This window comes from Enterobacter cloacae complex sp. HYC042_NIDB, from assembly GCF_056673315.1.
The window spans coordinates 1,418,570-1,443,848 of the sequence record NZ_CP109650.1; the positions used below are offsets into that span (position 1 = coordinate 1,418,570).

Here is a 25,279-nt window from a genome sequence, read left to right on the forward strand (position 1 = left end):
TGCCTTACCCGGCCTGCAAAACTTAACCCATTCTGTGCTCGCCCCGTAACATCGCCTCACGGTCAAACACCTTCTGAATCGCCCCGTGCGCCATAAACGCTGCCCGGTCGGACATATGGGCAATCACGTCCGCGTCGTGGCTCACCAGCAGATAGGTCATCTCATGCTCGGCCTTCAGGCGGTTAAGCAGGTTCAGGATTTCCGCCTGCACCGACATATCCAGCGCCGAGGTCGGTTCATCCAGCAGCAGAAGCTGCGGGCGCAGCAGCAGCGCCCGGGCAATGGCAACGCGCTGGCGCTGGCCGCCGGAAAGCTGGTGCGGGTAGCGCCTGCCCGCGTCGGCGGAAAGTCCCACCTGCTGCAGCGCATCCGCCACCTTTTCCGCAACCTGCGTTTCGCCGTGTAGGCTTAACGGCTCCGACAGGGTGCGCGCAATGGTGTGGTTTGGATGCAGCGAGGCCCACGGATCCTGAAACACCATCTGCACGTTGCGGCGAAGCTTGCCTTCAAAGCGGCGCCCTGGCGTTAACGTTTCCCCCAGCAGGGCAATACTGCCGCGCCACTCGCGCTGTAGCCCTGCCAGCACGCGCAGAAGGGTCGATTTGCCGCAGCCGGATTCGCCAATCAGGCTGAACGTCTCGCCTCTCTCTATGCTAAAGCTGGCGGCAGAGACCGCCGTTTTTTCCCCGAAGGTGACCTGCACCTGGTTAACCTCAACGAGCGCCATCGCTGGCCTCCTTCCACGGCTGCGAACGATCGAGCGTCGGCAGCATCTGTCCATAAGTATGGGCGTCTGGACGACAGGTCCACAGGGTGCGCGTGTACGGATGCGTCGCCTGCGGGAGCCGGTTCGCCGCCATCTCATCGACCTTTTCACCCTGATACATCACCAGCACGCGGTCGCAGTGCTCCGCCACCAGCGGCAGATCGTGGCTGATTAACAGCATCGCCATCTGGCGTTCTTCGCACTGCTGCACCAGCAGCTCGAGGATCTGATTGCGCAGGCGGGCGTCCAGCGCGGAGGTCGGTTCGTCGGCAATCAGCACCTGCGGATTGTTGATCAGCGCAATCGCAATCATCACCCGCTGGCCCATGCCCCCGGAAAGCTCGCCGGGATAGCGTGACAGCACGTTCTCGTTCAGCCCGACGGCGCGGATGATGTCGTGAATGCGCGCCGCACGCTCCGGGCGCGTCAGGCGCTGATGCAGCGTGAGCGCCTCATCAAGCTGGGCGGCGACGCTTTTCACGGGGTTTAGGGCGTAGCGCGGGTCCTGCAGGACCATCGCAATCCCGTTGCCGCGCAGCGCCTGCCAGCGGCGGGCGTTCAGGGTCAGCAGATCGTTGCCAAGCACGTTAAGCCGGTTCGCGCTCACGATACCGGGTTTACGCACCAGACCCATCAGGGCGCGGGCGGACATCGACTTACCGGAGCCGGATTCTCCCACCAGCGCCAGCCGCTCGTTGCCAAGCCGAAAGCTCAGGTTGTTGACCACGCGCGCGGCGGGGTAGTCGATATTCAGCGCATCGACGATAACGCGGTGTTCAGTCATGCTGTGGCTCCAGTACGTCGCGCAGGCCATCGCCCAGCAGGTTAAACGCCAGGCTGGCAAACAGGATGGCGCCGCCCGGAATGGCGGCAATCCACCACTGGTCGAAAATCACCTGCATGCCGTCGGCAATCATCGCCCCCCATTCGGCCATGGGCGGACGCGCGCCAAGGCCGAGGAAGCCGAGACCGGCGGCGGCCAGAATAATCCCCGCCAGATCCAGCGCCAGCCGCACAATCGCGGACGGCAGGCACAGGGGCAGAATATGGCCGACCAACAGGCGCAGGCCGCGGATCCCCATCATCTCCGCGGCGGCCAGATAATCGCTGTGGCGCAGACGCTGAATCTCGCTCCGCGCCTGACGCGCGTAGGCAGGCCAGGTGGTTAAGGCCAGCGCCAGCGCGCCGTTGACCAGCCCCGGGCCAAGCATCGCCACAAACGCGAAGGCGAGGATCAGGCGCGGCATCGACATCACCACGTCGGTAAAGCGCATCAGGATACGCTCCACCCAGCCGCCGTAGTAGCCGGACAAAATGCCCACCAGCAGCCCGGCGGGCAGGGTAATGACCGTCACCAGGGCCACCAGCCCGAGCGCCGGACGGGTGCCGTAAATCAGGCGCGAGAGCAGATCGCGCCCGTAGCTATCGGTGCCCAGCCAGTGCTGGGCGCCAGGTGCCTCCAGGCGCGCGGCAGCGTCCTGCCAGTTCGGATCTACCGGCGCCAGCCAGGGCGCGAACAGGGCAATAAACACCAGCAGCGCGAGGCCAATCAGTCCGCAAACGGCGGCAGGGGAGCGGCGCAGGCGGCGTAAGAAGAGATAAAACGGCATCAGCGCACCCTGGGATCGGTCGCCCGCACAAGCAGGTCGGTAAGGTTATTGATCAGTACAAAGCAGACGCCAATCAGCAGCGTACCGCCCATAACCGCGGTCGTGTCTCCGGCGAACAGGGCGGTGGTGAGATAGCGTCCGATGCCCGGCCACGAGAACACGGTTTCGGTTAATACCGCACCTTCCAGCATGCTGGTATAGGCCAGGGCGATCACCGTCAGCAGGGTGCTGCGAATGTTCGGCAGCACGTGGCGCAGCAGAATGGCCATCTCCCCGGCACCCTTGGCGCGGGCAAGCAGGATGTACTCCTTGTTCATTTCGCTGAGGCAGGCCGAGCGGGTCAGACGGGTAATGCTTGCCAGCGAGTAATAGGCCAGCAGCAGCACCGGCAGCACCAGGTGGCTGATGGCGTTGCGGAATGCCTCGCGATCGCCGGAAAGCCAGGTGTCTATCAGCGCAAAGCCGGTGCGCGGCTCGACGGTGAACTGCCAGATATCGTCCAGCCTGCCGGGGCCTACGCTCCACTGCAGCTTCGCGTAGAACAGGGCCAGCATCAGCAGGCCAAGCCAGAAAATCGGCACCGAGTTGCCGAGCAGGGTGAGCGTTCTGATCGCGACATCGAGCGGCGAACCGGCGTAGCGGGCGCACAGCACACCGGCCGTCACGCCGAGCACGGACCCAATGATTAACGCCAACGTCGCCAGCTCCAGCGTCGCGGGAAAGGCGTGCAGCAGATCCTGCAGCACCGGCTGCCCGGTGGCGCTGGCGGTGCCTAAATCACCTTGGGCGAGATTTTGCAGGTAGTGCCAGAACTGTACGGGCAGGGGACGATCCAGCCCGAGCTGGTGGCGAACCTGATCGTACGTTGACTGGCTGGCGTGATCCCCGACGATCTGCAGCACGCGATCGACCGGGGAAAACGCCGAAAGCGCAAACGTGATGAGCAGCAGCCCGAAGAGCGTCAGCAGCAGGGTCAGCAGACCCTGAAGCACGCGGGTGGAAAGATGCGGCATGGGAAATCGTTATCCAGAAAATATGCACGGACGACCCCTCTCCCACGGGAGAGGGAGAAGGACAAGGGCTACTTCGTGACGCGATCGTACCAGACCATATCCGCGTTCAGCCCCTGCTGATATCCCTTCACGTTATCGCGCACCGCGATCTGGGTTTTGCCCTGATCGACGAACACGTACGGCGAGCTCTGCTGCAGCTGTTCCTGCATCTTCTTGTACAGATCCAGACGCTTCGCCGGATCCGGTTCGGCAACCGCCGCCAGCGTGGCCTTGTTCAGCTCCGGGATTTTCCAGCCGTTCAGACCGGCCACGGTGCTGGACTTCCCGTCGTTCCACGCGAAGGCGCTGGCGTTTGAGTGCGCATCGAAGTAGTCCGGGATCCACAGACGAATCGCCGCCTGATGCTGCTTAGCACGCACGCGGGCATAGACCTGGCTCCCGGCGGCAGGCAGCAGATCCACCTTCACGCCACCCTGAGCAAAGGTCGCCTGCATCGACTGGGCAATAGTGATAAACGGCGGCTTGTTCTCCACGTCCAGCGTGAAGTGCGCGTCCTTAATGCCCGCTTTGGCGAGGATTGCCTTCGCTTTTGCCGGATCAAATTTAAACGGATTGTCTTCCAGCGCGCCCGGCAGGCCGACCGGCAGGAAGCTCTGGTGAACAAAATACTGGCCTTTCAGCAGGTTTTTAGTGATGCCGTCATAGTCGACCAGCCAGCGCGACGCTTCCCAGAACGCCGGGTTGTTCAGCAGCGGATTGGCGCTGTTGCCGGTGTTAAACACCAGGTAATTCTGCTCGGCGGACGGAATGCTCAGCACCTTCACGCCCGGCTTGCCGTCCAGAGCGCTAATCTGGTCTGCACCCAGATCGCGCGCGACATCCGCATCCCCCTGCTGGATCAGCAGGCGGCGTGAAGCCGGATCGGGAACGTTTTTAATGATGATGCTTTTGAGCTTCGGCGCGCCGCCGGGAGCGGAATCGTTGGCTTCCAGCACGATGGCCTGATGCGGCTGATAGACGCGCATTTTGAACGCGCCGCTGCCCGCCGAGTGTATTTTCAGCCAGGCGTTGCCGAAGTCGTTATCCTTGACGTTTGCCGCGACCTGCTTTTCATCGACGATGGAGGCTATCGGCGTGGAGAGGATATTCAGCGCCACCGAGGGGCTAACGTCCGCCGTCCAGTGAAGCTGGAGAGTATGATCGTCCACCTTTTTCAGCTGGCTGGCGATGTTGCTCGCGTCCCAGCCCAGCACGTTGAGGATAAAGGCCGGGGATTTGTTCAGCGTCACGGCGCGGGTATAAGAGAAAATCACGTCTTCCGGGCGCAGCGGGTTGCCGGAGGCGAATTTTGCATCGGGTTTAAGCTTGATGGTCAGGGTTTTTGCTGCCGCATCCGCGTCCCAGCTTTCTGCCAGAACCGGCGTGATTTTTTCCGGATTATCGCGGTCCGGCTGCACCAGACGCTGGTACAGGCTCGGCACGGTCTGGATGCTGGAGAGCTCGTTGGCTTCGGCCGGGTCGAGGCTCACGATGTCATCAAGACCCTGAGCAACCACCAGCGTCGTCGGCGGCGTAGCGGCATGGGTCGCGCCTGAGAGCGCAGCCAGCATCAGTAACGGCAACAGTTTTTTTGTCATAGCGATCCCTGAGAAGAATATATTGTGATTGTTTTATGCTCCGCTACGTTAGGTCGACTCCACATTTCTTCAAAGTCGAAATTCTGCTTTGCTTATGCCATGCGGATATATCGCATGCGGCCTGGTTATTAAACGCCTCTCTTTTCGCCGCCCTTTTAACCTGCTATAACAAAATCCTTACCTTTCAGGGAGTCACCCCCGTGCCCGAAATCAATCAATATGGTCAAACCGTTAACGATCTTGTCCCGGACTGGAAGTGCGCGCAGGTATTAACCCGCACGGCGCTGACCGGCCAGTATTGCCGTCTTGAGCCGCTGGACGCCGGGCGTCACGCGGCGGATCTCTTTGAAGCCTACGCGCTGGGCGACGACAGCGACTGGACGTGGCTTGCCAGCAACCGGCCTGAAAGCGTGGAAGCCACCGCACACTGGGTGTCCGGAAAGGTGATGGATGATGATCTGGTGCCCTTCGCCGTGATGGATTTACGCACTGAAAAGGCGGTCGGGCTGGTGAGCTATATGGCGATCGAGCGCTTTCAGGGCTCGGTGGAGATCGGCCACGTCACCTGGTCGCGCAGGATGAAAGGCACCCGCATCGGCACCGAGGCGGTGTGGCTGCTGCTGAAAAACGCCTTTGACCACAAATACCGACGGCTGGAGTGGAAGTGCGACTCGATGAATACCGCATCGCGCAGCGCCGCGGAGCGGCTTGGATTCGTCTGGGAAGGGCGCTTACGCCAGCGGCTGGTGCGGAAAGGCCGCAACCGTGACAGCGATATGCTTTCTATTATTGACGGCGAATGGCCGCAAAGAGACGCGGAGCTGCGCGCCTGGCTGGCGGCGGCGAATTTTGACGAGGAAGGACGGCAAATAAAGCGGCTTGAGGCGTTTCGGTTATAAGTTTTTATGTAGGGTACAGCCCAACCACGCGGCTAATCCGCGGAAATCGCGATTTCAATCAGGTTGGTTTTTCCGGACTGCAGGCCGCGCGTTACCGCTTCGGCGATATCCGCCGCCTCGGTCACCCGGCAGCAGTGGACGCCCATGGCGGTGGCCAGCGACTGAAAATCGATATGCGGGTTCACGAGGTCCATCCCGATAAAACGGCCCAGCCGCGTTGAGCTGTAGTCGGCCTGGCTCTTCATAAAGTTTTTCAGGATGTTGTACTCCCTGTTATTCATGACGATAAAGGTGACCGGCAGATTTTCGTGTGCTGCCGTCCAGAGTGCCTGCGGCGAGTACAGGGAGGCCCCGTCGCCGATCAGGCAGACCACCGGCTCCTGTCCGCGTCCCAGCGAATGCCCCACGGAGGCAGGCATCCCCCAGCCCAGTCCGCCGCCGCGCATAAAGTAGTAGCGCTGATGCTGCTGGTCAGAGATGAACCGGCGGACATGCCTGGCGGTCGCTATCGCCTCATCAACGATGGTGATACCCGGCGGAATGGATTTAATGACTTCAAAGGCTGCGACCATCGGCGAAATATGCGGGCGCAGCCGCTCTGCCGACAGACGTTCTTCCTGCTGCTGCCACTCTTTTTCACGTTCGCTGAGTGCCGTTTTAAGCAACTGCTGATGGATCAGTTTGCCTGCCACCAGACGTTGCTCAAGCAGCGGTAAGAGCGCCTTCAGGGAAAGTTTGATATCCCCCATCACCGAGAGTCGGGTGGCATAGGTGCGACCCAGCTCGTTCATGTCGGCGGAGAGCTGGTAGACAGCGCACGAGCCCGGAATCGCGTCCCCTTCGCTGTAGAGAATGGTGATCAGGCTTCTGCCGCCGATGATAAACACGGCGTCATAGGCATTGACGATGCTGGCGATTTCGCTGGCGGTGGTGGGCATATTGCCCCGCCAGAGCGCGTGCTGGGTGGGAAATGGCAAATTCAGCGGCCAGGAGGAGCCGTAGACGTGGGCGCCGAGCGCTTCCGCCAGCTGGACAATTTCCTGCGTCGAGCCGCTGGAGTGCACCTCGTCGCCCGCCACAATCATGATCCTGCCCGGCGCGATCTCGCTGAGCGCCTCCGCCAGCTCGTCCAGCGAGCCCGCAACGGTGTGGTAGTTTACTCTCGACGCCGTCTGTATCCCGGCGTCGCTCAGCTCTTCCATCACGTTCATCGGCAGGGAGAGCAGCACCGGGCCGCCAGGAGGATAGCTGGCAGCGTGAAACGCGCGGCGCACCAGCACCGGGAGCTGGTCGGCGCTGGTGACCTCCTGCGCCCACTTCATGATCGGAGAGCCGATGGAAACAATATCATCATACAGAAGCGGGTCGCGGACGTAGTGTCGCGTATCCTGCTGTCCAACGGTCACCACCAGCGGGGTTTTCATAATCCGCGAATTAATGAGATTCCCCATACCGTGCCCAAGGCCGCTGGCGGTATGCAAATTGATAAAGCCCGTTTTGCCGGAGGCTTTCGCATAGCCGTCGGCAATCGCCACCACGGTGCTCTCCTGAAGCGCCAGAATATAGTGAATATTTTCATGGCGAAGCAGGGCATCAATGAGCGGAAGTTCGGTGGTGCCGGGGTTGCCAAAAATATATTCCACGCCTTCACTCTCCAGCACTTCAAGAAGAATATCGGCACCCGTTCGCATATTGAGATCTGATAAGGACGTTAATGATTTAATCATAATGACACCTCATTCAGCATTATTTAACGCAGGCTAAAATTCTTCCTGCGTTGGACGCACAACAATTTCATTAATATCAACGTCGCCAGGCTGTTCTATGGCAAATAAAACCGCGCGGGCAACTGCGTCAGCCGGAATAGCCTGCTTATAAAACTCATGGAGAAATTTTTTACTCTCTTCGTCAGAGCTGCCGAATTGCAGTTCGCTTTCGACGGCACCGGGCGAAATAAGCGTCGTGCGGATAGTTTTACCTGCCTCCTGACGTAAGCCTTCGCTCAGCGCGCGGACGGCGAATTTCGTGGCGCTATACACCACGCCGCCAGGGGCCAGCACCTTGATGCCCGCAACGGAGGCAACGTTAATAAAATGCCCGCTGCCCTGACGCTGGAACACCGGGAGCGCGGCAGCGATGCCGTACAGCACGCCCTTCAGATTGGTATCAATCATCTTGTCCCATTCGTCGGTTTTCAGCTCGCTGAGGGGGGCGATGGCCATAAAGCCCGCGTTATTGATCACCACATCCACGCGCTGGTATGCGGCAACGGCAGCGTCAATCGCGCGCTGCACCTCTTCCTGACGGGTCACGTCAGCCTTTACGGCAATCGCCTTGCCGCCCTGTTGAATAATCTGATCCACCAGGGCATTAATTCTGTCCAGACGGCGCGCCACCAGCACCAGCGAAAACGCGTTATTCGCTAAATGGAGGGCAATGGCCTGACCAATACCGCTGCTGGCACCGGTGATGACAACCACCTTGTTTGCACTAATATTCATGATCTTATCTCGCTATTGAGTGATGCAAAAAATAAAAGGCAGAGAAGCGTTAATGAATAATGACAAATTCATTAATGCGGTTTTTGATATATTCTGTATCGGGAATAAAATGATGTTCGTTTAAAACTTAATGGAGTACGGAAGCGTCTGTCAATGTCGTTTTTTAATAATTAAATTAATTGCAGGCCTAATATTTAATTCTTATAGGTAACCGAGAATATTATATAAATAAAAGGGGGGACGATGACGGCCCTGCAAACAGGGCCTGAGGATTACAGTTTGCCACTGTAAAGCACCGGGCCTGTGGGGAGGCCGGTGGGCGATCCGCCCTCTGGTTCAAGGCTTATGGCTATCGTGGCGTCAGCAGGGAGCGTTGCGTTCCTGAGGGTGACGCGTGTGGGGATGTCGTTATGCAGCAGCCCCATGGATACCGGCGCCTGCCCGCCTGGGATCAGCCAAAGCTGCAGGCTGTGTTGCGCGGCGACAGCTGTCGGTCGAAGCGGGGCAATGCTCAGGTGCTGGCGGCTGGCGTCCGCGCTGACGACCCACTGCCCGTGCTGTTGGGCATCGTTGAGTACCATCAGCGGAGCGAGTTCCGGGGCTCGGGTGGCATACCAGGCAACGACCGTCAGGGCGGCGAGTGAGGCCGCAACCATCCAGCCGAGATAAGGCCGACTTTGGCGTAAAGGCTTTTTGGGCGGCAGGTCGAGGGCGATTCTTTTCCACACCGTCTCGGGTGGAGGGACGGGCACAAGATGACTATCCAGCGTGCTGAACATGTCCTGCCAGTACGCCACGCGGGCGGCCAGAGCCGGTTCACGGAGGACCCTTTTCTGGAACTGAAGCCGTGCTCCTCCCCGCAGCGTGCCGAGGGCATACTCTGCTGCCAGCATGTCGTCGCGTTTTTCTGCGTCATTCATAGCCCCACGCACTCCCGAAGATGGTCCATTGCCCGACGTATCCAGCTTTTCACCGAGCCTACAGGCTGCTGGAGCCAGTCGGCAATGTCGCTGTGAGACATTCCCTGATAGTAGGCGAGCGTAATGCTCTGGCGCTGCTCGCTGCTCAAATGTTCGAGACAATGCCTGAGCCGCTCTGCCTGCGCATCGTCGTGCCAGTTATTCTGCTCATCGTTCTCGCCGGGCAAAAGCGCTTCGTTATACGGCGACTCGCGGTCGGCAGCGCGGGTTTGCCCGCTGCGCAGCCAGTCAATACAGCGATTGCGAACAATATGCGTAAGCCAGGTCATCGGGGTGCTCAGTGCAGCGTTGTAGGTTTCGGCTTTACTCCAGACGGTGATAAAACAGTCGTGAAGGATCTCTTCTGCCCACGCGCGGTCGCGCAGCATGCGCAGCGCGACGGCAAACAGGTGTGGCGAAGTGAGTCGATAGAGTTGTTCAAATGCGCGGCGATCGCCGTTTGCGACCGCCTGCATTAATTTCTGCTGCTGTTCTGTCAGCGCGTTATCCATGTTTTTCCCGGAAGGTAACGTCACACTTCCGAAGTATAGACAACTACTTAGGCATCAGGACGGTATCAATCACATCGATCACGCCGTTTTTTTGATGAACGTCATAGGTGCTAATGTTCGCCACATTGCCTTTACCGTCCTTAAGCTGAATGTTGTGCGGGCCGTTGCTCATGATCCACAGCGGCTGACCGTTAACGGTCTTCAGCTCCGCGTGTCCGCCGCCCTGTTTAATTTTCTGCTCCAGCGCCTTCATATCGTAATTACCGGCGACCACGTGATAGGTGAGGATGCTGGTGAGCGTGGCTTTGTTTTCGGGTTTGACCAGGTTCTCGACCGTGCCGGCAGGCAATTTCGCAAACGCCGCATTGGTCGGCGCAAATACGGTGAAGGGCCCTTTGCTCTGAAGCGTCTCCACCAGTCCAGCCGCTTTGACGGCGGCCACCAGCGTGGTGTGATCTTTCGAGTTCACGGCGTTTTCAACGATATTTTTGCTCGGGAACATTTCGGCTCCGCCTACCATCACGGAGCCTGACGTCATGGCGGCTGATGTGCCTGCACAGAAGAGTAAAGCGCTGGTGACGAGTGCAACACGGGTTAGCTTTTTCATCATCTTTCCTCGGTTTGGGGAGCAAAGGGATTGCTCACATATGCATATACGAGGGGAGGGGGTGAACTGGATGCAGGAAAATAAAAATAAATTTTGGGTGGGAAGCCCTCTCCCGTATGGAAGAGGGCCAGGGGGAGGGGAAATATCCTCAGCGCCTGACCGGCGCCCCGTTGGCCACATAATACGCGGCCGTACTTTTTGCCAGCGGCTCGCGTCCGCGAATCGCATCAGCAATTTTCTCACCGATCATAATCGTGGTGGCGTTCAGGTTGCCGGTAATAATCTGCGGCATAATCGACGCATCCACCACGCGTATTCCTTCCAGCCCGTGAACGCGGCCTTCGCCGTCGACCACCGCCATCTCGTCATAGCCCATCTTGCAGGTGCCGCACGGGTGGAAGGCGGTTTCGGCGTGGTTGCGCACGAATTCGTCCAGCTGCTCATCGGTCTGGCAGTCAATACCCGGACTGATTTCGCGGCCGCGGTACTTGTCCAGCGCGGGCTGGTGCATGATCTCGCGGGTGATGCGGATCGCGTCGCGGAACTCCTGCCAGTCCTGCTCGTGGGACATATAGTTGAACAGGATCGCCGGATGCTGGTGCGGATCGCGCGACTGAATGCGCACGTGTCCACGGCTCGGGGAGCGCATGGAGCCGACGTGGCACTGGAAGCCGTGTTCCTTCACCGCGTTTGAGCCATTGTAGTTAATCGCTACCGGCAGGAAGTGGTACTGAATGTTCGGCCATTCGAACTCCTCGCGGCTGCGGATAAATCCGCCTGCTTCGAAGTGGTTGCTCGCACCCACGCCGGTGCCGCCAAACAGCCACTCCGCGCCAATCTTCGGCTGGTTCCACCACTGCAGGGCAGGGTAGAGGGAAACCGGCTCCTTACATTCATACTGGAGGTACATCTCCAGATGATCCTGCAAGTTTTCTCCCACGCCGGGTAAATCATGCACCAGCGGGATATCGAACTGCTTCAGCAATTCAGCATTGCCTACGCCGGAACGCTGGAGGATCTGCGGTGACGCAATGGCGCCTGCGCACAGGAGGACTTCTTTATTCGCCGTCGCTTTTGACGGAATGGTGCTTTCGCCTTCCAGCCACTCAACGCCCGCCGCGCGCTTGCCGTCAAAAATAATGCGATCGGTCATTGCGTGGGTGCGGATGGTCAGGTTAGGACGCGGTTTTGCCTGGTCCAGATAGCCGCGCGCGGTGCTGGCGCGTCGGCCCTGCGGCGTAACCGTGCGGTCCATCGGGCCAAAGCCTTCTTGCTGGTAGCCGTTGAGATCGTCGGTGCGCGGATAGCCCGCCTGCACGCCTGCTTCCACCATTGCTTCAAACAGCGGGTTTACGCCCGGCTTAGAGGTGGTGACGCTCACCGGACCGTCGCCGCCGTGGTAGTCGTTCGGACCCACGTCGCGGGTCTCTGCCTTGCGGTAGTAGGGCAGGCAGTTGAGGTAGCTCCAGTGCTCCAGGCCCGGCTCTTTCGCCCAGTGGTCGAGGTCCATCGCGTTACCGCGGATGTAGCACATGCCGTTGATCAATGACGAGCCGCCCAGCCCTTTGCCGCGTCCGCACTCCATGCGGCGGTTGTTCATGAAGGGCTCTGGCTCGGTTTCGTACGCCCAGTTGTAGCGCTTGCCCTGCAGCGGGAAGGCCAGCGCGGCAGGCATCTGGGTGCGGAAATCAAAGCGGTAGTCCGGCCCGCCCGCTTCAAGCAGCAGGACGGTGGTGTTCGGATCTTCAGTCAGTCGTGTAGCCAGTACGTTGCCGGCAGAGCCGGCCCCGATAATGATGTAGTCAAATTGCAAATAAACCTCCCGGTTAAAATATGGACTGGAATTTACCCATCTCAACCTGGATGGACTTCACCTGGGTGTAGCTCTGAAGCGTCATCACGCCGTTCTCGCGACCAATGCCGGAGTGCTTGTAGCCGCCAACCGGCATCTCCGCAGCGGATTCACCCCAGGTGTTGATCCAGCAGATGCCCGCTTCGAGCTGATGAATGGCGCCGTGCGCGCGGTTCAGATCGGCGGTGACGATGCCCGCCGCCAGACCGTAGTTGGTGTCGTTGGCGCGGCGAATGGCTTCTTCATCGCTTTCATAGGTGAGGATGGACATCACCGGGCCGAAGATCTCTTCGCGCACGATGGTCATCTCGTCGGTGCAGTCGGTGAACACGGTCGGGGCCACCCACGCGCCGTTATCAAACCCGTCGCCCTTCAGCACGTCGCCGCCGCACAGCACGCGCGCGCCTTCTTCTTTGCCTTTGGCGATGTAGCGCATCACGCTGTCGCGATGCGGGAAGCTGACCATCGGGCCAAAGTTGGTGCTTTGATCGAACAGATCGCCCGCGCGGATGCGGCCCACGCGCTCAACGATTTTCTGCTCAAACGCGGCCTTAGATTTTGCAGGCACGAACACGCGGGTGCCGTTGGTGCACACCTGTCCGGAACTGAAGAAGTTGGCCATCATGGCGATGTCTGCGGCGAGATCCAGATCCGCATCGTCAAACACAATCAGCGGGGATTTGCCGCCCAGCTCCATCGTTACCTCCTTCAGGGACGAGGCTGCGGCGTTCGCCATCACCTTTTTGCCGCTGGCGACGCCGCCGGTAAAGGAGACTTTGGCAATGCCCGGATGCTCGGTCAGGTACTGGCCGGTCTCCGCGCCCACGCCCGGCAGGACGTTAAACACGCCGTCCGGCAGGCCCGCCTCGGTGTAGATTTCCGCCAGCTTCAGGGCGGTGAGCGGGGTGACCTCGCTCGGCTTGAAGATCATCGCGTTGCCCGCCGCCAGCGCCGGGGCGGATTTCCACAGGGCGATCTGGATCGGGTAGTTCCACGCGCCGATGCCCGCCACCACGCCCAGCGGCTCGCGGCGCGTGTAGACGAATGAAGTGTCGCGCAATGGGATCTGGCTGCCTTCCAGCGCCGGGATCAGCCCCGCGTAGTACTCCAGCACGTCCGCGCCGGTGACGATGTCGACGGTCGAGGTTTCAGAAAACGCCTTACCGGTGTCGAGGGTTTCCAGCTTTGCCAGCTCGTCGTTGCGCTCGCGCAGGATGTCGACGGCGCGACGCAGGATGCGCGAGCGCTCCATGGCAGTCATCGCCGCCCAGATTTTTTGCCCGCGCTTTGCGCTCTCTACGGCGCGGTCCACGTCTTCACGCCCGGCGGCCTGCACGCTCGCCAGAACTTCACCGTTGGCCGGGTTGATGGTCTCGAAGGTGCGACCGCTGGTGGCGGATGTATAACCACCATTGATATAAAGCTGCTGTTCTGCCATTCGGGACATGCTTCCTCCTCGGTTATTCGGTCGGTAAATGCTGGCTGATAAAGTGGCTGGTGAGCGATTGTGCGAGGGTTTTGTCCAGCGGTTTGCCGCTCAGCGCGGCGCGCAGCCACAGCCCGTCAATCAGCGCGGCGAGCCCGTAGCCCGCCTCTTCAGCCTGTTCACGCGGCAGCTCGCGACGGAACTCGTACACCAGGTTTGAGAGCAACCGGCGGCTGCTGACCTGCTGCAAACGATAGAGCATCGGCTGATGCATGCTGCTCGCCCAGAAGGCCAGCCAGGCCTTCATCGCCGCGCCGCTGACCTGGGTTTCATCAAAATTGCCGCCGACAATCGCCTGCAAACGCTGCTCCGCGCTGCCGTTCGGCAGGGCGCGTAAGCGGCTTAATACCGCATCGCGCAGCTGGCCGGTGATGTCGCGCATGGTCGCTTCCAGCAGGCCGTTTTTATCTTTGAAATAGTGGCTGATGATCCCCGTGGACACGCCCGCCCGACGGGCGATCTGCGCAATGGTTGCGTCATGCATGCCCACTTCATTAATTGCTTCCAGCGTGGCGTCGATAAGTTGCCTGCGCCGGATCGGCTGCATCCCCACTTTGGGCATTTTTGCCACTCCATTCATCAGCGTTGGTAATCTATTAAAGCGGTTTTTGATTGGACGTTCAATATAAAATGTGTCTTAATTGTTGCGATTTTGGATTTCAATAGTTACAAAAACAGTGGGGATACTGGATGACAGACCTTTCACAAGACAGAGAAAAAGACAAAATCAACCCGGTCGTTTTTTATACGTCCGCCGGGCTGATTTTGTTGTTTTCCCTGACGACCATTTTCTTTAACGATTTTTCTGCCGAGTGGATTGGCCGCACCCTGAACTGGGTGTCGAAGACCTTCGGCTGGTACTACCTGCTGGCGGCGACGCTCTATATCGTCTTCGTGGTCTGCATTGCCTGCTCGCGCTTCGGCTCGGTGAAGCTCGGGCCAGAGCAGTCCAAGCCCGAGTTCAGCCTGCTGAGCTGGGCGGCGATGCTGTTTGCCGCGGGCATCGGCATCGACCTGATGTTCTTCTCGGTAGCCGAACCGGTCACGCAGTATATGCAGCCGCCGGAAGGGGCAGGGCAGACGATGGAGGCCGCGCGCCAGGCGATGGTCTGGACGCTGTTCCACTACGGCCTGACAGGCTGGTCGATGTATGCCCTGATGGGGATGGCGCTCGGATACTTTAGCTATCGTTATAATTTGCCCCTCACCATCCGCTCCGCGCTGTACCCGATTTTCGGGAAAAGAATTAATGGCCCGATTGGCCACAGCGTCGATATTGCGGCGGTAATTGGCACCATCTTCGGCATCGCGACGACGCTCGGCATTGGCGTGGTGCAGCTCAACTACGGGCTGAGCGTGCTGTTTGATATCCCGGATTCGATGGCGGCGAAAGCGGCGCTGATTGCGCTCTCGGTGATTATCGCCACCATTTCGGTGACCTCCGGCGTGGATAAGGGGATCCGCGTGCTCTCTGAGCTGAACGTGGCGCTGGCCCTGGGCCTGATACTGTTCGTGCTGTTTATGGGCGACACGTCGTTCTTGCTCAACGCCCTGGTGCTGAACGTGGGCGACTACGTGAACCGCTTCATGGGCATGACGCTGAACAGCTTCGCCTTTGACCGCCCGGTGGAGTGGATGAACAACTGGACCCTGTTCTTCTGGGCGTGGTGGGTCGCATGGTCGCCATTTGTTGGCCTGTTCCTGGCGCGTATTTCGCGCGGGCGCACCATTCGTCAGTTTGTGATGGGCACCCTGATCATCCCGTTCACCTTTACCCTGCTGTGGCTGTCGATTTTCGGCAACAGCGCGCTGCACGAGATCATCCACGGCAACGCGACCTTTGCCCAGGAAGCGATGGCGCACCCGGAGCGCGGCTTCTACAGCCTGCTGGCGCAGTATCCGGCGTTCACCTTTAGCGCCTCCGTGGCGACCATCACCGGCCTGCTGTTTTACGTCACTTCAGCGGATTCCGGCGCGCTGGTGCTGGGGAACTTCACCTCAAAGCTGAAGGACATCAACAGCGATGCGCCGAACTGGCTGCGCATCTTCTGGTCGGTCGCCATCGGCCTGCTGACGCTCGGCATGCTGATGACCAACGGCATTTCGGCGCTGCAGAACACCACGGTGATCATGGGCCTGCCGTTCAGCTTTGTGATCTTCTTCGTGATGGCCGGGCTGTATAAATCGCTCAAGGTGGAAGACTATCGGCGCGTCAGCGCCAGCCGCGACACCGCGCCGCGGCCAATGGGCGCTCAGGACAGGCTGAGCTGGAAGAAACGCCTGTCGCGCCTGATGAACTACCCGGGCACGCGCTACACCAAACAGATGATGGAGACGGTCTGCTACCCGGCGATGGAAGAGGTGGCGCAGGAACTGAGGCTGCGCGGCGCCTACGTGGAGCTGAAAAACCTGCCGCCGGAGGAGGGCGAAACCCTGGGGCATCTGGATCTGCTGGTGCACATGGGCGACGAGCAGAACTTTGTCTATCAGATCTGGCCGCAGCAGTACTCGGTACCCGGCTTTACCTACCGGGCGCGCAGCGGGAAATCAACCTACTACCGGCTGGAAACCTTCTTACTGGAGGGTAGCCAGGGGAATGATTTGATGGACTACAGCAAGGAGCAGGTGATTACGGATATTCTGGACCAGTATGAACGGCACCTGAACTTTATCCACCTGCACAGGGAAGCGCCGGGGAATAGCGTGATGTTCCCGGATGTCTAAACGGATTCTTAAAATACCTTTAATCTGTATATAAATACAGTTATTTGGCGCAGCATTACTCAAGGAAGAGTAACCATGCAGCATGAGCCTGGTGTTGAAGCATTCGGGCTTTTGCTGCGTTTAGGGAAGGAACTATGGATGAGTCATGCGATAGAGTTTATCGAAACATCACTCTTTACCCGACAGATTAAAAGCATTGCTACGGATGATGAATTAAAGGATCTGCAAAAGGAACTTATTGCGTGGCCTGATAAAGGTGACCTGATCCAGCAGACGGGTGGTTTACGTAAAATAAGGATGGCGGCAGCCTCAAAGGGAAAGAGAGGGGGTATCAGAGTGATTTACTTTCTGGCCACGGAGGAGGTGATCTATTTCATTATGGCCTATCCAAAATGCATAAAGGACAGCCTGACAGAGGCAGAGAAAGCAGAACTTAAAAAGCTGACTTCCATTCTGAAAAATACTGCTTCCAGTGCCGTAAATGAGAGGTGTACTATGTACCCTAATCAGGCAGGTGGAGGCTAATAATGAGTATTTTTAATGAATTAAAATCTTCGCTTGAAGAGGCCGTTGAGATCCATAACGGAAGAAAAGCCGCTTCCCGAGTAACCCGCTATGAAGTTGCTGATGTGCGTGCCATCAGAGAGCAGCTCAATATCACGCAAAGCGAAATGGCGAAGGCGCTTGGCACGAGCGTCGATACGATAAAGAGCTGGGAGTCCAAACGCCGCAATCCAACCGGGCTGGCGGCGAAGGTACTTAATGTGATTCGGGAGAATCCTGCATTTTACAAGGCACTTGCCGGGCTGTGAGTCGCCCTTATGCCGGGTGGCGCTGCGCTTACCCGGCCTTCAAAACTGCTTTTCCGTAGGCCTGATAAGCGAAGCGCCGTCAGGCCCGCCCTTCATTGACATAACTTTAATGATAACTATTTTCATTTAAATATAGCCTGTGCTATACCTTATAGCACGGGCTAATTTTGCTTTGAATTTCACCACCTCAGGAGACTTCTGCGATGCACCCACTGAAAGGATTAAAGCGTCTGTTGCTCGGCGCGCTGCTCACGGCTACGACCAGCACGGGCGCGCTGGCGGCTGAAAAGTTCCAGGTCATCACCACCTTTACCGTCATCGCGGATATGGCGAAAAACGTGGCGGGGGATGCCGCAGAAGTCACCTCCATCACCAAACCGGGCGCTGAAATCCACGAGTACCAGCCGACGCCGGGGGATATCAAGCGCGCGCAAAAGGCGCAGCTGATCCTGGCGAACGGCATGAACCTGGAGCTGTGGTTCCAGCGTTTTTATCAGCATCTGAACGGCGTGCCGGAGGTGATTGTCACCCAGGGCATCACCCCGATGGGCATCAGCGAGGGGCCGTACGACGGCAAGCCTAACCCGCACGCGTGGATGTCGCCGGACAACGCGCTGATTTACGTTGATAACATCCGCGACGCGCTGGTGAAGTACGACCCGGCCAACGCGCAGGTCTACCAACGCAACGCTGAGGCCTACAAGCAGAAGATCGTCGCGACCCTCGAACCGCTGCGCAAGCAGGTGGCGGAGATCCCGGAAGACAAACGCTGGATGGTGACCAGCGAGGGCGCCTTCTCCTATCTTGCGCGGGATCTGGGCATGAAGGAACTTTACCTGTGGCCGATCAACGCCGATCGGCAGGGCACGCCGCAGCAGGTGCGCAAGGTGATCGATCTGGTGAAGAAATATCGCATCCCGGCGGTATTCAGCGAAAGCACGGTCTCCGATAAGCCGGCGCGTCAGGTGGCGCGGGAAACCGGCGCCCACTACGGCGGTGTGCTGTATGTTGACTCCCTGAGTGCGGAAAACGGCCCCGTGCCGACCTATATCGACCTGCTGAACGTGACCACCCGCACGCTGGTGCAGGGCATTCGCGACGGCATGAAGGAGTGACCATGCAGAAGGGGATTGTCGTCACGGACGTGATCGTGACCTACCGCAACGGCCACACGGCGCTGCGCAATGCGTCGTTCAGCGTGCCCGGCGGATCGATTGCCGCGCTGGTGGGGGTGAACGGCTCCGGCAAGTCCACGCTGTTTAAGGCGGTGATGGGCTTTGTGCGGGCGGCGAGCGGCACTATCACCCTCCATGGGCTGCCGCCTCACCGGGCGCTGCGCCAGAACCTGGTCGCCTACGTTCCGCAGTCGGAAGAGGTCGACTGGTCGTTTCCGGTGCTGGTCGAGGACGTAGTGATGATGGGGCGCTACGGGCATATGGGGTTTCTGCGGCGGCCTAAAGCGCAGGATCGGCAGATCGTGACCGACGCCCTGAAGCGCGTGGATATGCTCGAGCTGCGCCATCGGCAGATTGGCGAGCTCTCCGGCGGGCAAAAGAAGCGCGTCTTCCTGGCGCGGGCGATTGCCCAGCAGGGCGAGGTGATCCTGCTCGACGAGCCGTTTACCGGCGTGGACGTTAAAACCGAAGCCAGAATCATCAGCCTGCTGCGCGAGTTGCGCGACGAGGGCAAAACCATGCTGGTCTCGACCCACAATTTGGGCTCGGTCACGGAGTTTTGTGATTACACGGTGATGGTCAAAGGCACCGTGCTGGCGAGCGGTCCGACGGAAACCACCTTCACCGCCGAAAACCTTGAGCGCGCCTTCAGCGGCGTGCTGCGCCACGTGGTGCTCAGCGGCTCGGAAGATCGCATCATTACCGACGATGAGCGACCCTTCGTGACGCACCGGCAGGAGGCTAAATGAACGCGCTTCTCGAACCCTTCGGCTATGAGTACATGCTTAACGCGATGTGGGTCTCGGCGATGGTGGGTGGGCTGTGCGCGTTTCTCTCCTGCTACCTGATGCTCAAAGGCTGGTCGCTGATCGGCGATGCGCTCTCGCACTCCATCGTGCCGGGCGTGGCGGGGGCTTACATGCTCGGGCTGCCGTTCTCGCTGGGGGCGTTTTTATCGGGCGGGCTGGCGGCGGGCAGCATGCTGTTTCTCAACCAGCGCAGCCGCCTGAAGGAGGATGCCATTATCGGGCTGATCTTCTCCTCCTTTTTCGGGCTGGGGCTGTTTATGGTCTCGCTTAACCCGACCTCGGTAAATATTCAGACCATCGTGCTCGGCAATATTCTGGCTATCGCCCCAGAGGATATCGTCCAGCTGGCGATTATCGGCGTGGTGTCGATGGTTATCCTGCTGTTCAAATGGAAAGATCTGATGGTGACCTTTTTTGATGAGAACCACGCCCGCGCCATCGGCCTGCGCCCGGAGCGCCTGAAGATCCTGTTCTTCACGCTGCTGGCGGTCTCTACCGTGGCGGCGCTGCAAACCGTCGGCGCATTTCTGGTGATCTGTCTGGTGGTCACACCCGGCGCGACCGCGTGGCTGCTGACCGACCGTTTCCCGCGTCTGCTGATGATTGCCGTCGCCATTGGCAGCCTCACCAGCTTCCTCGGCGCGTGGGCTAGCTATTACCTGGACGGCGCCACCGGCGGCATTATTGTGGTCGCCCAGACGCTGCTGTTCCTGCTGGCGTTCGTCTTTGCGCCGAAGCACGGGCTGCTCGCCAGCCGTCGTCGCGCGAAGGAGGCACACCCATGATGGCGCTGCTCCTTGAACCCTTCCAGTTTGCGTTCATGAACAACGCGCTGCTGATTTCACTTCTGGTAGCCGTGCCCTGCGCGCTGCTGTCGGTTTTTCTGGTGCTCAAAGGTTGGGCGCTGATGGGCGATGCCATGAGCCACGCGGTGTTTCCCGGCGTGGTGCTGGCGTGGGTGATGGGCCTGCCGCTGGCGCTGGGCGCGTTCGTTGCCGGTCTGTTTTGCGCGGTCGCCACCGGCTACCTCAAGGACAATAGCCGGATCAAGCAGGATACGGTGATGGGGATCGTCTTTTCCGGGATGTTCGCCGCCGGGCTGATCCTCTATATCGCCGTCAAACCCGAGGTGCATCTCGACCACATTCTGTTCGGCGATATGCTGGGCATTAACGGGATGGATATTCTGCAAAGCGGCCTCGTGGCGGGCCTGATTGCGCTGGTGATTGGCCTCAAGTGGCGCGACTTCCTGCTCTTCAGCTTTGACTATCAGCAGGCCCAGGCGAGCGGCCTGCGCGCCCGCTGGCTGCACTATGGCCTGCTGTGCATGGTCGCGCTGACCATCGTGGCGACGCTGAAGGCGGTGGGAATTATTCTGTCGATTTCGCTGCTGATTGCCCCCGGCGCGGTGGCGGTGCTGATCGCCCGACGCTTTCACATGGCGCTGCTGGTGGCAGTGGCGGTATCAGTACTGGTATCGGTCAGCGGCGTGTATGCGTCGTTTTATCTCGACAGCGCGCCCGCGCCGACCATCGTGGTGCTGTTCGCGGTGGTGTTTATCGTGACGTTTGTGGTGACCAGCGTGAAGGCGCGTCGGCAGGAGCGTGTGACAGCAGGGTAATCGTCTGTTCGCCTTGCTGCTGCCAGTGAAGGGGGAAGGCGGTGCCCTCGGCGTATCCTGTCAGCGCACGGGTCAACGCCAGCGTAAGCGTGTTATCGTCGAGCAGGGTGACGCGCGCGCTGTCAAACCCCATGTAAGCCTGCACCCGCGGAAAGAGGGCCTTAAACAGGCTCTCTTTGGCGCTGAAGACCAGCGTCAGGGCGAGGGCGAACGGGTAACCCGAGCAGGAAAGCACACGCTCTTCCTGGGCATCTATAATGCCATCTTTGATTTCCCTTGCTTCATTTTCGGCGAGGATCGCTTCACTATCGATACCGATAAGCGCAGGGTATGGCGCGATGGCAGCCATCGCCTCCGTGCCGCTGTGGGTGATGCTGCCGGAAATTCCGTCCGGCCAGAGCGGTTCCCCGCTGGGGCCGATGGCGGGAACGGTGTGGTCAGGTAAGGCGTGCGCGGCCGCGATGCGTCCTGCCAGATGGTCAGCCTTGCGTTTACGTCCGGCGTCAGCGAGCTGGGCGTGATGGGGGAGCCAGAGGAGATCGGCGTCGGTGAAGGTGGCGGGGTCGAAGGTGATGCGGTGGAGGGTGAGGCCGGCGAGAGAAAATGTGCTGTGGGTGGTGTGCATGGTTTTTCCCTCTGAATTGTGCGGACTGATGCCCTCTCCCCAACCCTCTCCCACAGGGAGAGGGGGAAGTCACTGCCTGTATCAGAATCTTGTATTTACGCTCATGTACCAGGTGCGACCCGGTTCATTATACGTATACGCACCCGCACCGTACATATACGCGCCGGTTGTCGCGTTCCCCGTGGTCTGGGCATTACCCGCGCGCCACTGGCGCTTGTCGAAGACGTTGTCCACGCCGCCGGTCAGGCTGACGTTTTTCGTCACGTCCCAGGTGGCGCTCAGGCCAACGATGCTGTACGGGCTGACCTCGTCTTTCTCAGACCCGGTCACCGGCTGGCCTTTGTAGTTGTACTTCTTCGGCTGCTGCTTGCCGTACCAGGTGAAGGTCGACTGCAATGACACATCCTGGTGCACCTGCCAGCTCAGGGTTGAGTTCAGCGTGTACTCAGGAATGATCGACAGACGGTCGCCGGTCTCCTTGTTCTTGCTCTGCAGCATATAGGTGATGTTGTTGGTCCAGTTGATGGTGTCGCTGACCGGCACGTTCAGGGAGCCTTCCAGTCCTTCCACCACCGCCTTCGGCACGTTTTCCCACTGGTAGATATCGGTGGTGACTTTACCGGTGGAGGTCTGGCCAATCGGCGCGTAGCCCGCTTCAATCTTGTTGCGGTAGTCGTTGCGGAACCAGGTCACGCCCGCCAGCCAGCCATCGCGTTTCCACTCCAGGCCAATCTCTTTGTTGATGCTGGTTTCCGCTTTCAGATCGTCGTTACCCATCATGTAGCAGCCCACGCCGTCGGAACTTGCGTAGCAGCCCTGGCCTTTACTGTACAACAGGTAGTTCGGGTTGGTCTGATACAGGCTTGGCGCTTTATAGGCGCGCGCGATGCCCATCTTCAGGGTGAAGTCATCCCCCAGACCCTGCGACAGGTTCAGGGACGGGCTCCAGTTATTGCCCACGATGGTGTGGTGGTCGAAGCGCAGGGCAGGGGTCAGCATGGTGCTGTCGGTCAGCTCCATGTTGTTCTCAGCGAACAGGGAGAAGATCTCCGCTGACGTGTACGGGCTACGGTCTTCGCTCATGCCCGGGATGGTGCCACCCTGTTGGGTTTGCGAGAAGGAGGTCGAATCCTTCATGCGCTGCTGGTTCCACTCGGTGCCGAGCGTCAGGTTCTGGTTCACAATGAAATCAATCGGCAGGTTGATTTCGCTGTGCAGCATCACGTCGGCCAGATCGGTGTCGGTGAATTTATTGCTGTTGAACAGGCCTTCCGTACCGCCCGCCAGCCCTTCGCCCAGGCGGGAGTTGCGGGTGTGTTCGTACTGCGCCCAGTTGCTGGTGGTAATGCCGTTGTCCCAGCCGCCGTTCCAGGTCACGGCGAAGTTCTGGCGATAAATACGGTTCGTCTCTTTGCCGTAGTTCTTCTTCACCAGCGCGTTGTCGTTGTTGGTGTTTTGCGTGTCACCCGCATAGAGGTTGTTCTGGCGGCTGTAGCCCGCTTCAAACTCCAGCGACTGCATCGGCGCGAAGTCCCAGCGCACCACGCCGTTGATGTCTTTGTTCTCTACACCCTCGCGGCCCGCGGGCAGGGTGTTGGCGTAGGCTCCGGTACGCTCAGACTGGTGGCCCTGGTTGATGTCCCACGCGTCGGCCTGAGTCTTATCCAGGTTACCGAACATGCGGAAGCTGAAGTCGCCGCCCAGCGGGCCGCTCAGGCTGAAGTTGGTGCGCTTGGTAGAACCTTCATCCTTGTGTTCAGGCGCATTCAGGTAGGTGTTCCAGGAGCCGTGCCACTGGTCGTCGAACTTTTTGGTGATGATATTCACCACGCCGCCCGCCGCGCCGTTGCCGTAGCGCGCGGCGGCCGGACCGCGGATCACTTCAATACGCTCGATCATCTCCGGCGGTACCCAGCCGGTATCGCCGCGGGTATCACGCTCGCCGCGCCAGCCCAGGCGGATGGAGTTGCGGCTGGTGACGGGCTTGCCGTCGATCAGGATCAGGGTGTTTTCCGGGCCCATGCCGCGAATGTCGATCTGACGGTTGTTCCCGCGCTGGCCGCTGGTGGAGTTCCCGGTCAGGTTAACGCCCGGCATGGTGCGGATGATTTCCGCCACGTCCCGCGCAGGCGGGTTTTTGCGGATCTCATCGGCGGTGATGGTCGACACGCCAGGCGCCTGCAAATTCTGCTCGGCGGCGGTGATCACCATCGTGTCTTCGTGCTGCGCAGAGGCGGCGTTGTCGTCTGCCATGGCGGGCAGCGCGACGCCATAAATCCCTAAATTGACCAGCAAGGCCAGAGAGTGAATCTTCTTATTCATTGTACGTCCCGCTTTTATGGTTATTTATGAACGCGCTTCCCACAGCGCGGGCAATACGCTATTGCAAATGCAAATAGTTATCAATAATATTATCAATAAAATTTGCTCTGAAACAAAAAATATTGCTATACATGGGGTTATAAGGGTGACGGCGTTAACAACCGGAAGTGAAGCGTGGTGGCAGTCGAAAAACGGGCCGGAATGGCAACGTCATGAGGAAAACTATCGCGTCACATTCTGGTGGCGGGACCCGGCAGGAACCCAGCAGACCTCGACGGTTAAACGCGTCTGGCTCTACGTTACCGGCGTGACCGACCACCATCAGAATGCCCGCCCGCAATCGCTTGAACGCATTCCCGATACCGACGTCTGGCAGTGGCAGGGGGAGTTCAGCCCCGAATGGCGCGGCAGCTACTGTTTCATCCCCTCCGATAACGAAAACGATTTTGCCGATGCAGTATTTGAAGGCGAGCAGCCGGACCGCATGGCGCTGCGCGAAGGCTGGCGCAAGCTGCTGCCTCACGCAATTTCTGACCCGCTGAATGCGCAGAGCTGGCGCGGCGGGCGCGGGCACGCCGTCTCGGCGCTTGAGATGCCGGAGGCGCCCGTACAGCCCGGCTGGAACCATCCTGATACGCCTTACAAAAAGCCCGTCTGCATTACGTGGGACAGCGCGCGCCTGAAGAACCGTCGCCGCGTGTGGATTTTTACCACCGGGGATGAAAGCCCCGAGCGCCCGCTGGCGGTGCTGCTTGACGGACAGTTCTGGGCCGAAAGCATGCCCGTCTGGCCTGCGCTGGCGTCGCTCACCGCCGAGCGCAACCTGCCGCCTGCGGTCTACGTCTTAATCGATGTTATTAATATGGAGCACCGTAACCGCGAGCTACCGTGCAATCCCGACTTCTGGCTGGCGGTGCAGGAAGAACTTCTCCCCCTGGTCCAACAACGCGCGCCGCTTAGCGACCGCGCCGACCGTACGGTGGTCGCAGGGCAAAGCTTTGGCGGTCTCTCCTCCCTTTATGCCGCACTGCACTGGCCGCAGCGTTTTGGCTGCGTGCTCAGCCAGTCCGGCTCCTACTGGTGGCCGCACCGCGGCGGGCAGCAGGACGGGCTGTTAATCGAACAACTTAAAACCGGCGAAATATCCCCTCGCGGGTTACGCATCCTTCTTGAAGCCGGGCGCAATGAGCCGCTTATCTTGCGCGCAAACCAGGCGATCCTCGCCGAACTACACACTCAGCAACCGGTTATCTGGCGTCAGGTTGACGGCGGACACGATGCGCTTTGCTGGCGCGGTGGGCTGACGCAGGGGCTGATGACCCTCTGGCAGCCGCTCATTCAATAACGGA

24 protein-coding genes are annotated in these 25,279 nt (G+C 59.5%); 9 read left to right on the forward strand and 15 right to left on the reverse strand.

Annotation, left to right across the window (positions count from 1 at the left end):
- Positions 1 to 22 precede the first annotated feature (22 nt).
- The 5 genes from OKF39_RS06700 to OKF39_RS06720 all read right to left on the reverse strand — a co-directional run bounded on the left by OKF39_RS06700 (position 23) and on the right by OKF39_RS06720 (position 5,026).
- Complete coding sequence (locus OKF39_RS06700) at positions 23 to 727, reverse strand: ABC transporter ATP-binding protein (protein ID WP_047367678.1); 705 nt, start codon at positions 725 to 727, stop codon at positions 23 to 25.
- Positions 714 to 1,550: an ABC transporter ATP-binding protein gene (locus tag OKF39_RS06705; RefSeq protein WP_047367679.1), complete on the reverse strand. Its 837-nt coding sequence runs from the start codon at positions 1,548 to 1,550 to the stop codon at positions 714 to 716. Before OKF39_RS06705 ends, OKF39_RS06700 begins: the two co-directional genes overlap by 14 nt.
- Positions 1,543 to 2,376 carry an ABC transporter permease gene (locus OKF39_RS06710; protein ID WP_048998938.1) on the reverse strand — a complete coding sequence of 278 codons (834 nt, stop codon included), beginning with the start codon at positions 2,374 to 2,376 and terminating at the stop codon, positions 1,543 to 1,545. The genes OKF39_RS06705 and OKF39_RS06710 overlap by 8 nt, the downstream gene beginning before the upstream one ends.
- The gene (locus OKF39_RS06715; RefSeq protein ID WP_479983603.1) at positions 2,376 to 3,389 is read right to left on the reverse strand and encodes an ABC transporter permease; all 1,014 of its coding nucleotides are present in this window, start codon (positions 3,387 to 3,389) and stop codon (positions 2,376 to 2,378) included. The genes OKF39_RS06710 and OKF39_RS06715 overlap by 1 nt, the downstream gene beginning before the upstream one ends.
- Positions 3,390 to 3,457: 68 nt before the next feature.
- Complete coding sequence (locus tag OKF39_RS06720; protein WP_479983604.1) at positions 3,458 to 5,026, reverse strand: ABC transporter substrate-binding protein; 1,569 nt, start codon at positions 5,024 to 5,026, stop codon at positions 3,458 to 3,460.
- A gap of 200 nt (positions 5,027 to 5,226) precedes the next feature.
- On the opposite strand from OKF39_RS06720, the gene OKF39_RS06725 reads away from it, so the two are divergent.
- Positions 5,227 to 5,925: a GNAT family N-acetyltransferase gene (locus OKF39_RS06725; RefSeq protein ID WP_100170638.1), complete on the forward strand. Its 699-nt coding sequence runs from the start codon at positions 5,227 to 5,229 to the stop codon at positions 5,923 to 5,925.
- 32 nt (positions 5,926 to 5,957) lie between these two features.
- On the opposite strand, the gene OKF39_RS06730 is transcribed toward OKF39_RS06725, so the two are convergent.
- From OKF39_RS06730 to betI, 8 genes are all read right to left on the reverse strand, one after another.
- Positions 5,958 to 7,652, reverse strand: coding sequence for a thiamine pyrophosphate-binding protein (locus tag OKF39_RS06730; RefSeq protein WP_479983605.1), 1,695 nt, complete (start codon positions 7,650 to 7,652; stop codon positions 5,958 to 5,960).
- 33 nt (positions 7,653 to 7,685) lie between these two features.
- Positions 7,686 to 8,426: an SDR family oxidoreductase gene (locus OKF39_RS06735; protein WP_063154746.1), complete on the reverse strand. Its 741-nt coding sequence runs from the start codon at positions 8,424 to 8,426 to the stop codon at positions 7,686 to 7,688.
- 272 nt (positions 8,427 to 8,698) lie between these two features.
- Entirely contained in the window at positions 8,699 to 9,346 is a 648-nt protein-coding gene (locus OKF39_RS06740; RefSeq protein WP_028012274.1) for an anti-sigma factor, read from the reverse strand.
- Positions 9,343 to 9,897 carry an RNA polymerase sigma factor gene (locus OKF39_RS06745; RefSeq protein WP_219258558.1) on the reverse strand — a complete coding sequence of 185 codons (555 nt, stop codon included), beginning with the start codon at positions 9,895 to 9,897 and terminating at the stop codon, positions 9,343 to 9,345. Before OKF39_RS06745 ends, OKF39_RS06740 begins: the two co-directional genes overlap by 4 nt.
- Before the next feature lie 43 nt (positions 9,898 to 9,940).
- On the reverse strand, positions 9,941 to 10,504 hold the full coding sequence (locus OKF39_RS06750) for a fasciclin domain-containing protein (protein WP_028012276.1): 564 nt from the start codon (positions 10,502 to 10,504) through the stop codon (positions 9,941 to 9,943).
- 148 nt (positions 10,505 to 10,652) lie between these two features.
- Entirely contained in the window at positions 10,653 to 12,317 is a 1,665-nt protein-coding gene (gene betA, locus OKF39_RS06755) for a choline dehydrogenase (protein ID WP_479983606.1), read from the reverse strand.
- 13 nt (positions 12,318 to 12,330) lie between these two features.
- Entirely contained in the window at positions 12,331 to 13,803 is a 1,473-nt protein-coding gene (betB, locus tag OKF39_RS06760) for a betaine-aldehyde dehydrogenase (protein WP_479983607.1), read from the reverse strand.
- Between the two features lie 13 nt (positions 13,804 to 13,816).
- A complete protein-coding gene (betI, locus tag OKF39_RS06765; protein ID WP_023334836.1) occupies positions 13,817 to 14,404 on the reverse strand; it encodes a transcriptional regulator BetI in 588 nt (195 codons plus the stop codon).
- Positions 14,405 to 14,532: 128 nt separating this feature from the next.
- On the opposite strand from betI, the gene betT reads away from it, so the two are divergent.
- The 7 genes from betT (at position 14,533) to OKF39_RS06800 (ending at position 20,983) form a co-directional block, all read left to right on the forward strand.
- Positions 14,533 to 16,566: a choline BCCT transporter BetT gene (gene betT, locus OKF39_RS06770; protein ID WP_479983608.1), complete on the forward strand. Its 2,034-nt coding sequence runs from the start codon at positions 14,533 to 14,535 to the stop codon at positions 16,564 to 16,566.
- A gap of 138 nt (positions 16,567 to 16,704) precedes the next feature.
- Entirely contained in the window at positions 16,705 to 17,091 is a 387-nt protein-coding gene (locus OKF39_RS06775) for a type II toxin-antitoxin system RelE/ParE family toxin (RefSeq protein ID WP_041912044.1), read from the forward strand.
- A gap of 2 nt (positions 17,092 to 17,093) precedes the next feature.
- Entirely contained in the window at positions 17,094 to 17,378 is a 285-nt protein-coding gene (gene nadS / locus OKF39_RS06780; protein ID WP_041910964.1) for a NadS family protein, read from the forward strand.
- A 203-nt stretch (positions 17,379 to 17,581) separates the two neighbouring features.
- Positions 17,582 to 18,493: a metal ABC transporter substrate-binding protein gene (locus OKF39_RS06785; protein ID WP_479983609.1), complete on the forward strand. Its 912-nt coding sequence runs from the start codon at positions 17,582 to 17,584 to the stop codon at positions 18,491 to 18,493.
- Positions 18,494 to 18,495: 2 nt separating this feature from the next.
- A complete protein-coding gene (locus OKF39_RS06790) occupies positions 18,496 to 19,302 on the forward strand; it encodes a manganese/iron ABC transporter ATP-binding protein (protein ID WP_479983610.1) in 807 nt (268 codons plus the stop codon).
- Entirely contained in the window at positions 19,299 to 20,147 is an 849-nt protein-coding gene (gene sitC, locus OKF39_RS06795; protein WP_048959550.1) for an iron/manganese ABC transporter permease subunit SitC, read from the forward strand. Before OKF39_RS06790 ends, sitC begins: the two co-directional genes overlap by 4 nt.
- Positions 20,144 to 20,983 (forward strand): metal ABC transporter permease, encoded by an 840-nt coding sequence (locus tag OKF39_RS06800; RefSeq protein WP_193532203.1) that lies wholly within the window; start codon positions 20,144 to 20,146, stop codon positions 20,981 to 20,983. Before sitC ends, OKF39_RS06800 begins: the two co-directional genes overlap by 4 nt.
- On the opposite strand, the gene entD is transcribed toward OKF39_RS06800, so the two are convergent.
- Complete coding sequence (entD, locus tag OKF39_RS06805; RefSeq protein ID WP_479983611.1) at positions 20,919 to 21,608, reverse strand: enterobactin synthase subunit EntD; 690 nt, start codon at positions 21,606 to 21,608, stop codon at positions 20,919 to 20,921. The two genes, OKF39_RS06800 and entD, sit on opposite strands and share 65 nt — an antisense overlap.
- A gap of 81 nt (positions 21,609 to 21,689) precedes the next feature.
- Positions 21,690 to 23,930 (reverse strand): TonB-dependent siderophore receptor, encoded by a 2,241-nt coding sequence (locus OKF39_RS06810; protein ID WP_045631298.1) that lies wholly within the window; start codon positions 23,928 to 23,930, stop codon positions 21,690 to 21,692.
- A 145-nt stretch (positions 23,931 to 24,075) separates the two neighbouring features.
- On the opposite strand from OKF39_RS06810, the gene fes reads away from it, so the two are divergent.
- Positions 24,076 to 25,275: an enterochelin esterase gene (gene fes, locus OKF39_RS06815; RefSeq protein WP_479983612.1), complete on the forward strand. Its 1,200-nt coding sequence runs from the start codon at positions 24,076 to 24,078 to the stop codon at positions 25,273 to 25,275.
- The last annotated feature ends 4 nt before the right edge of the window (positions 25,276 to 25,279 follow it).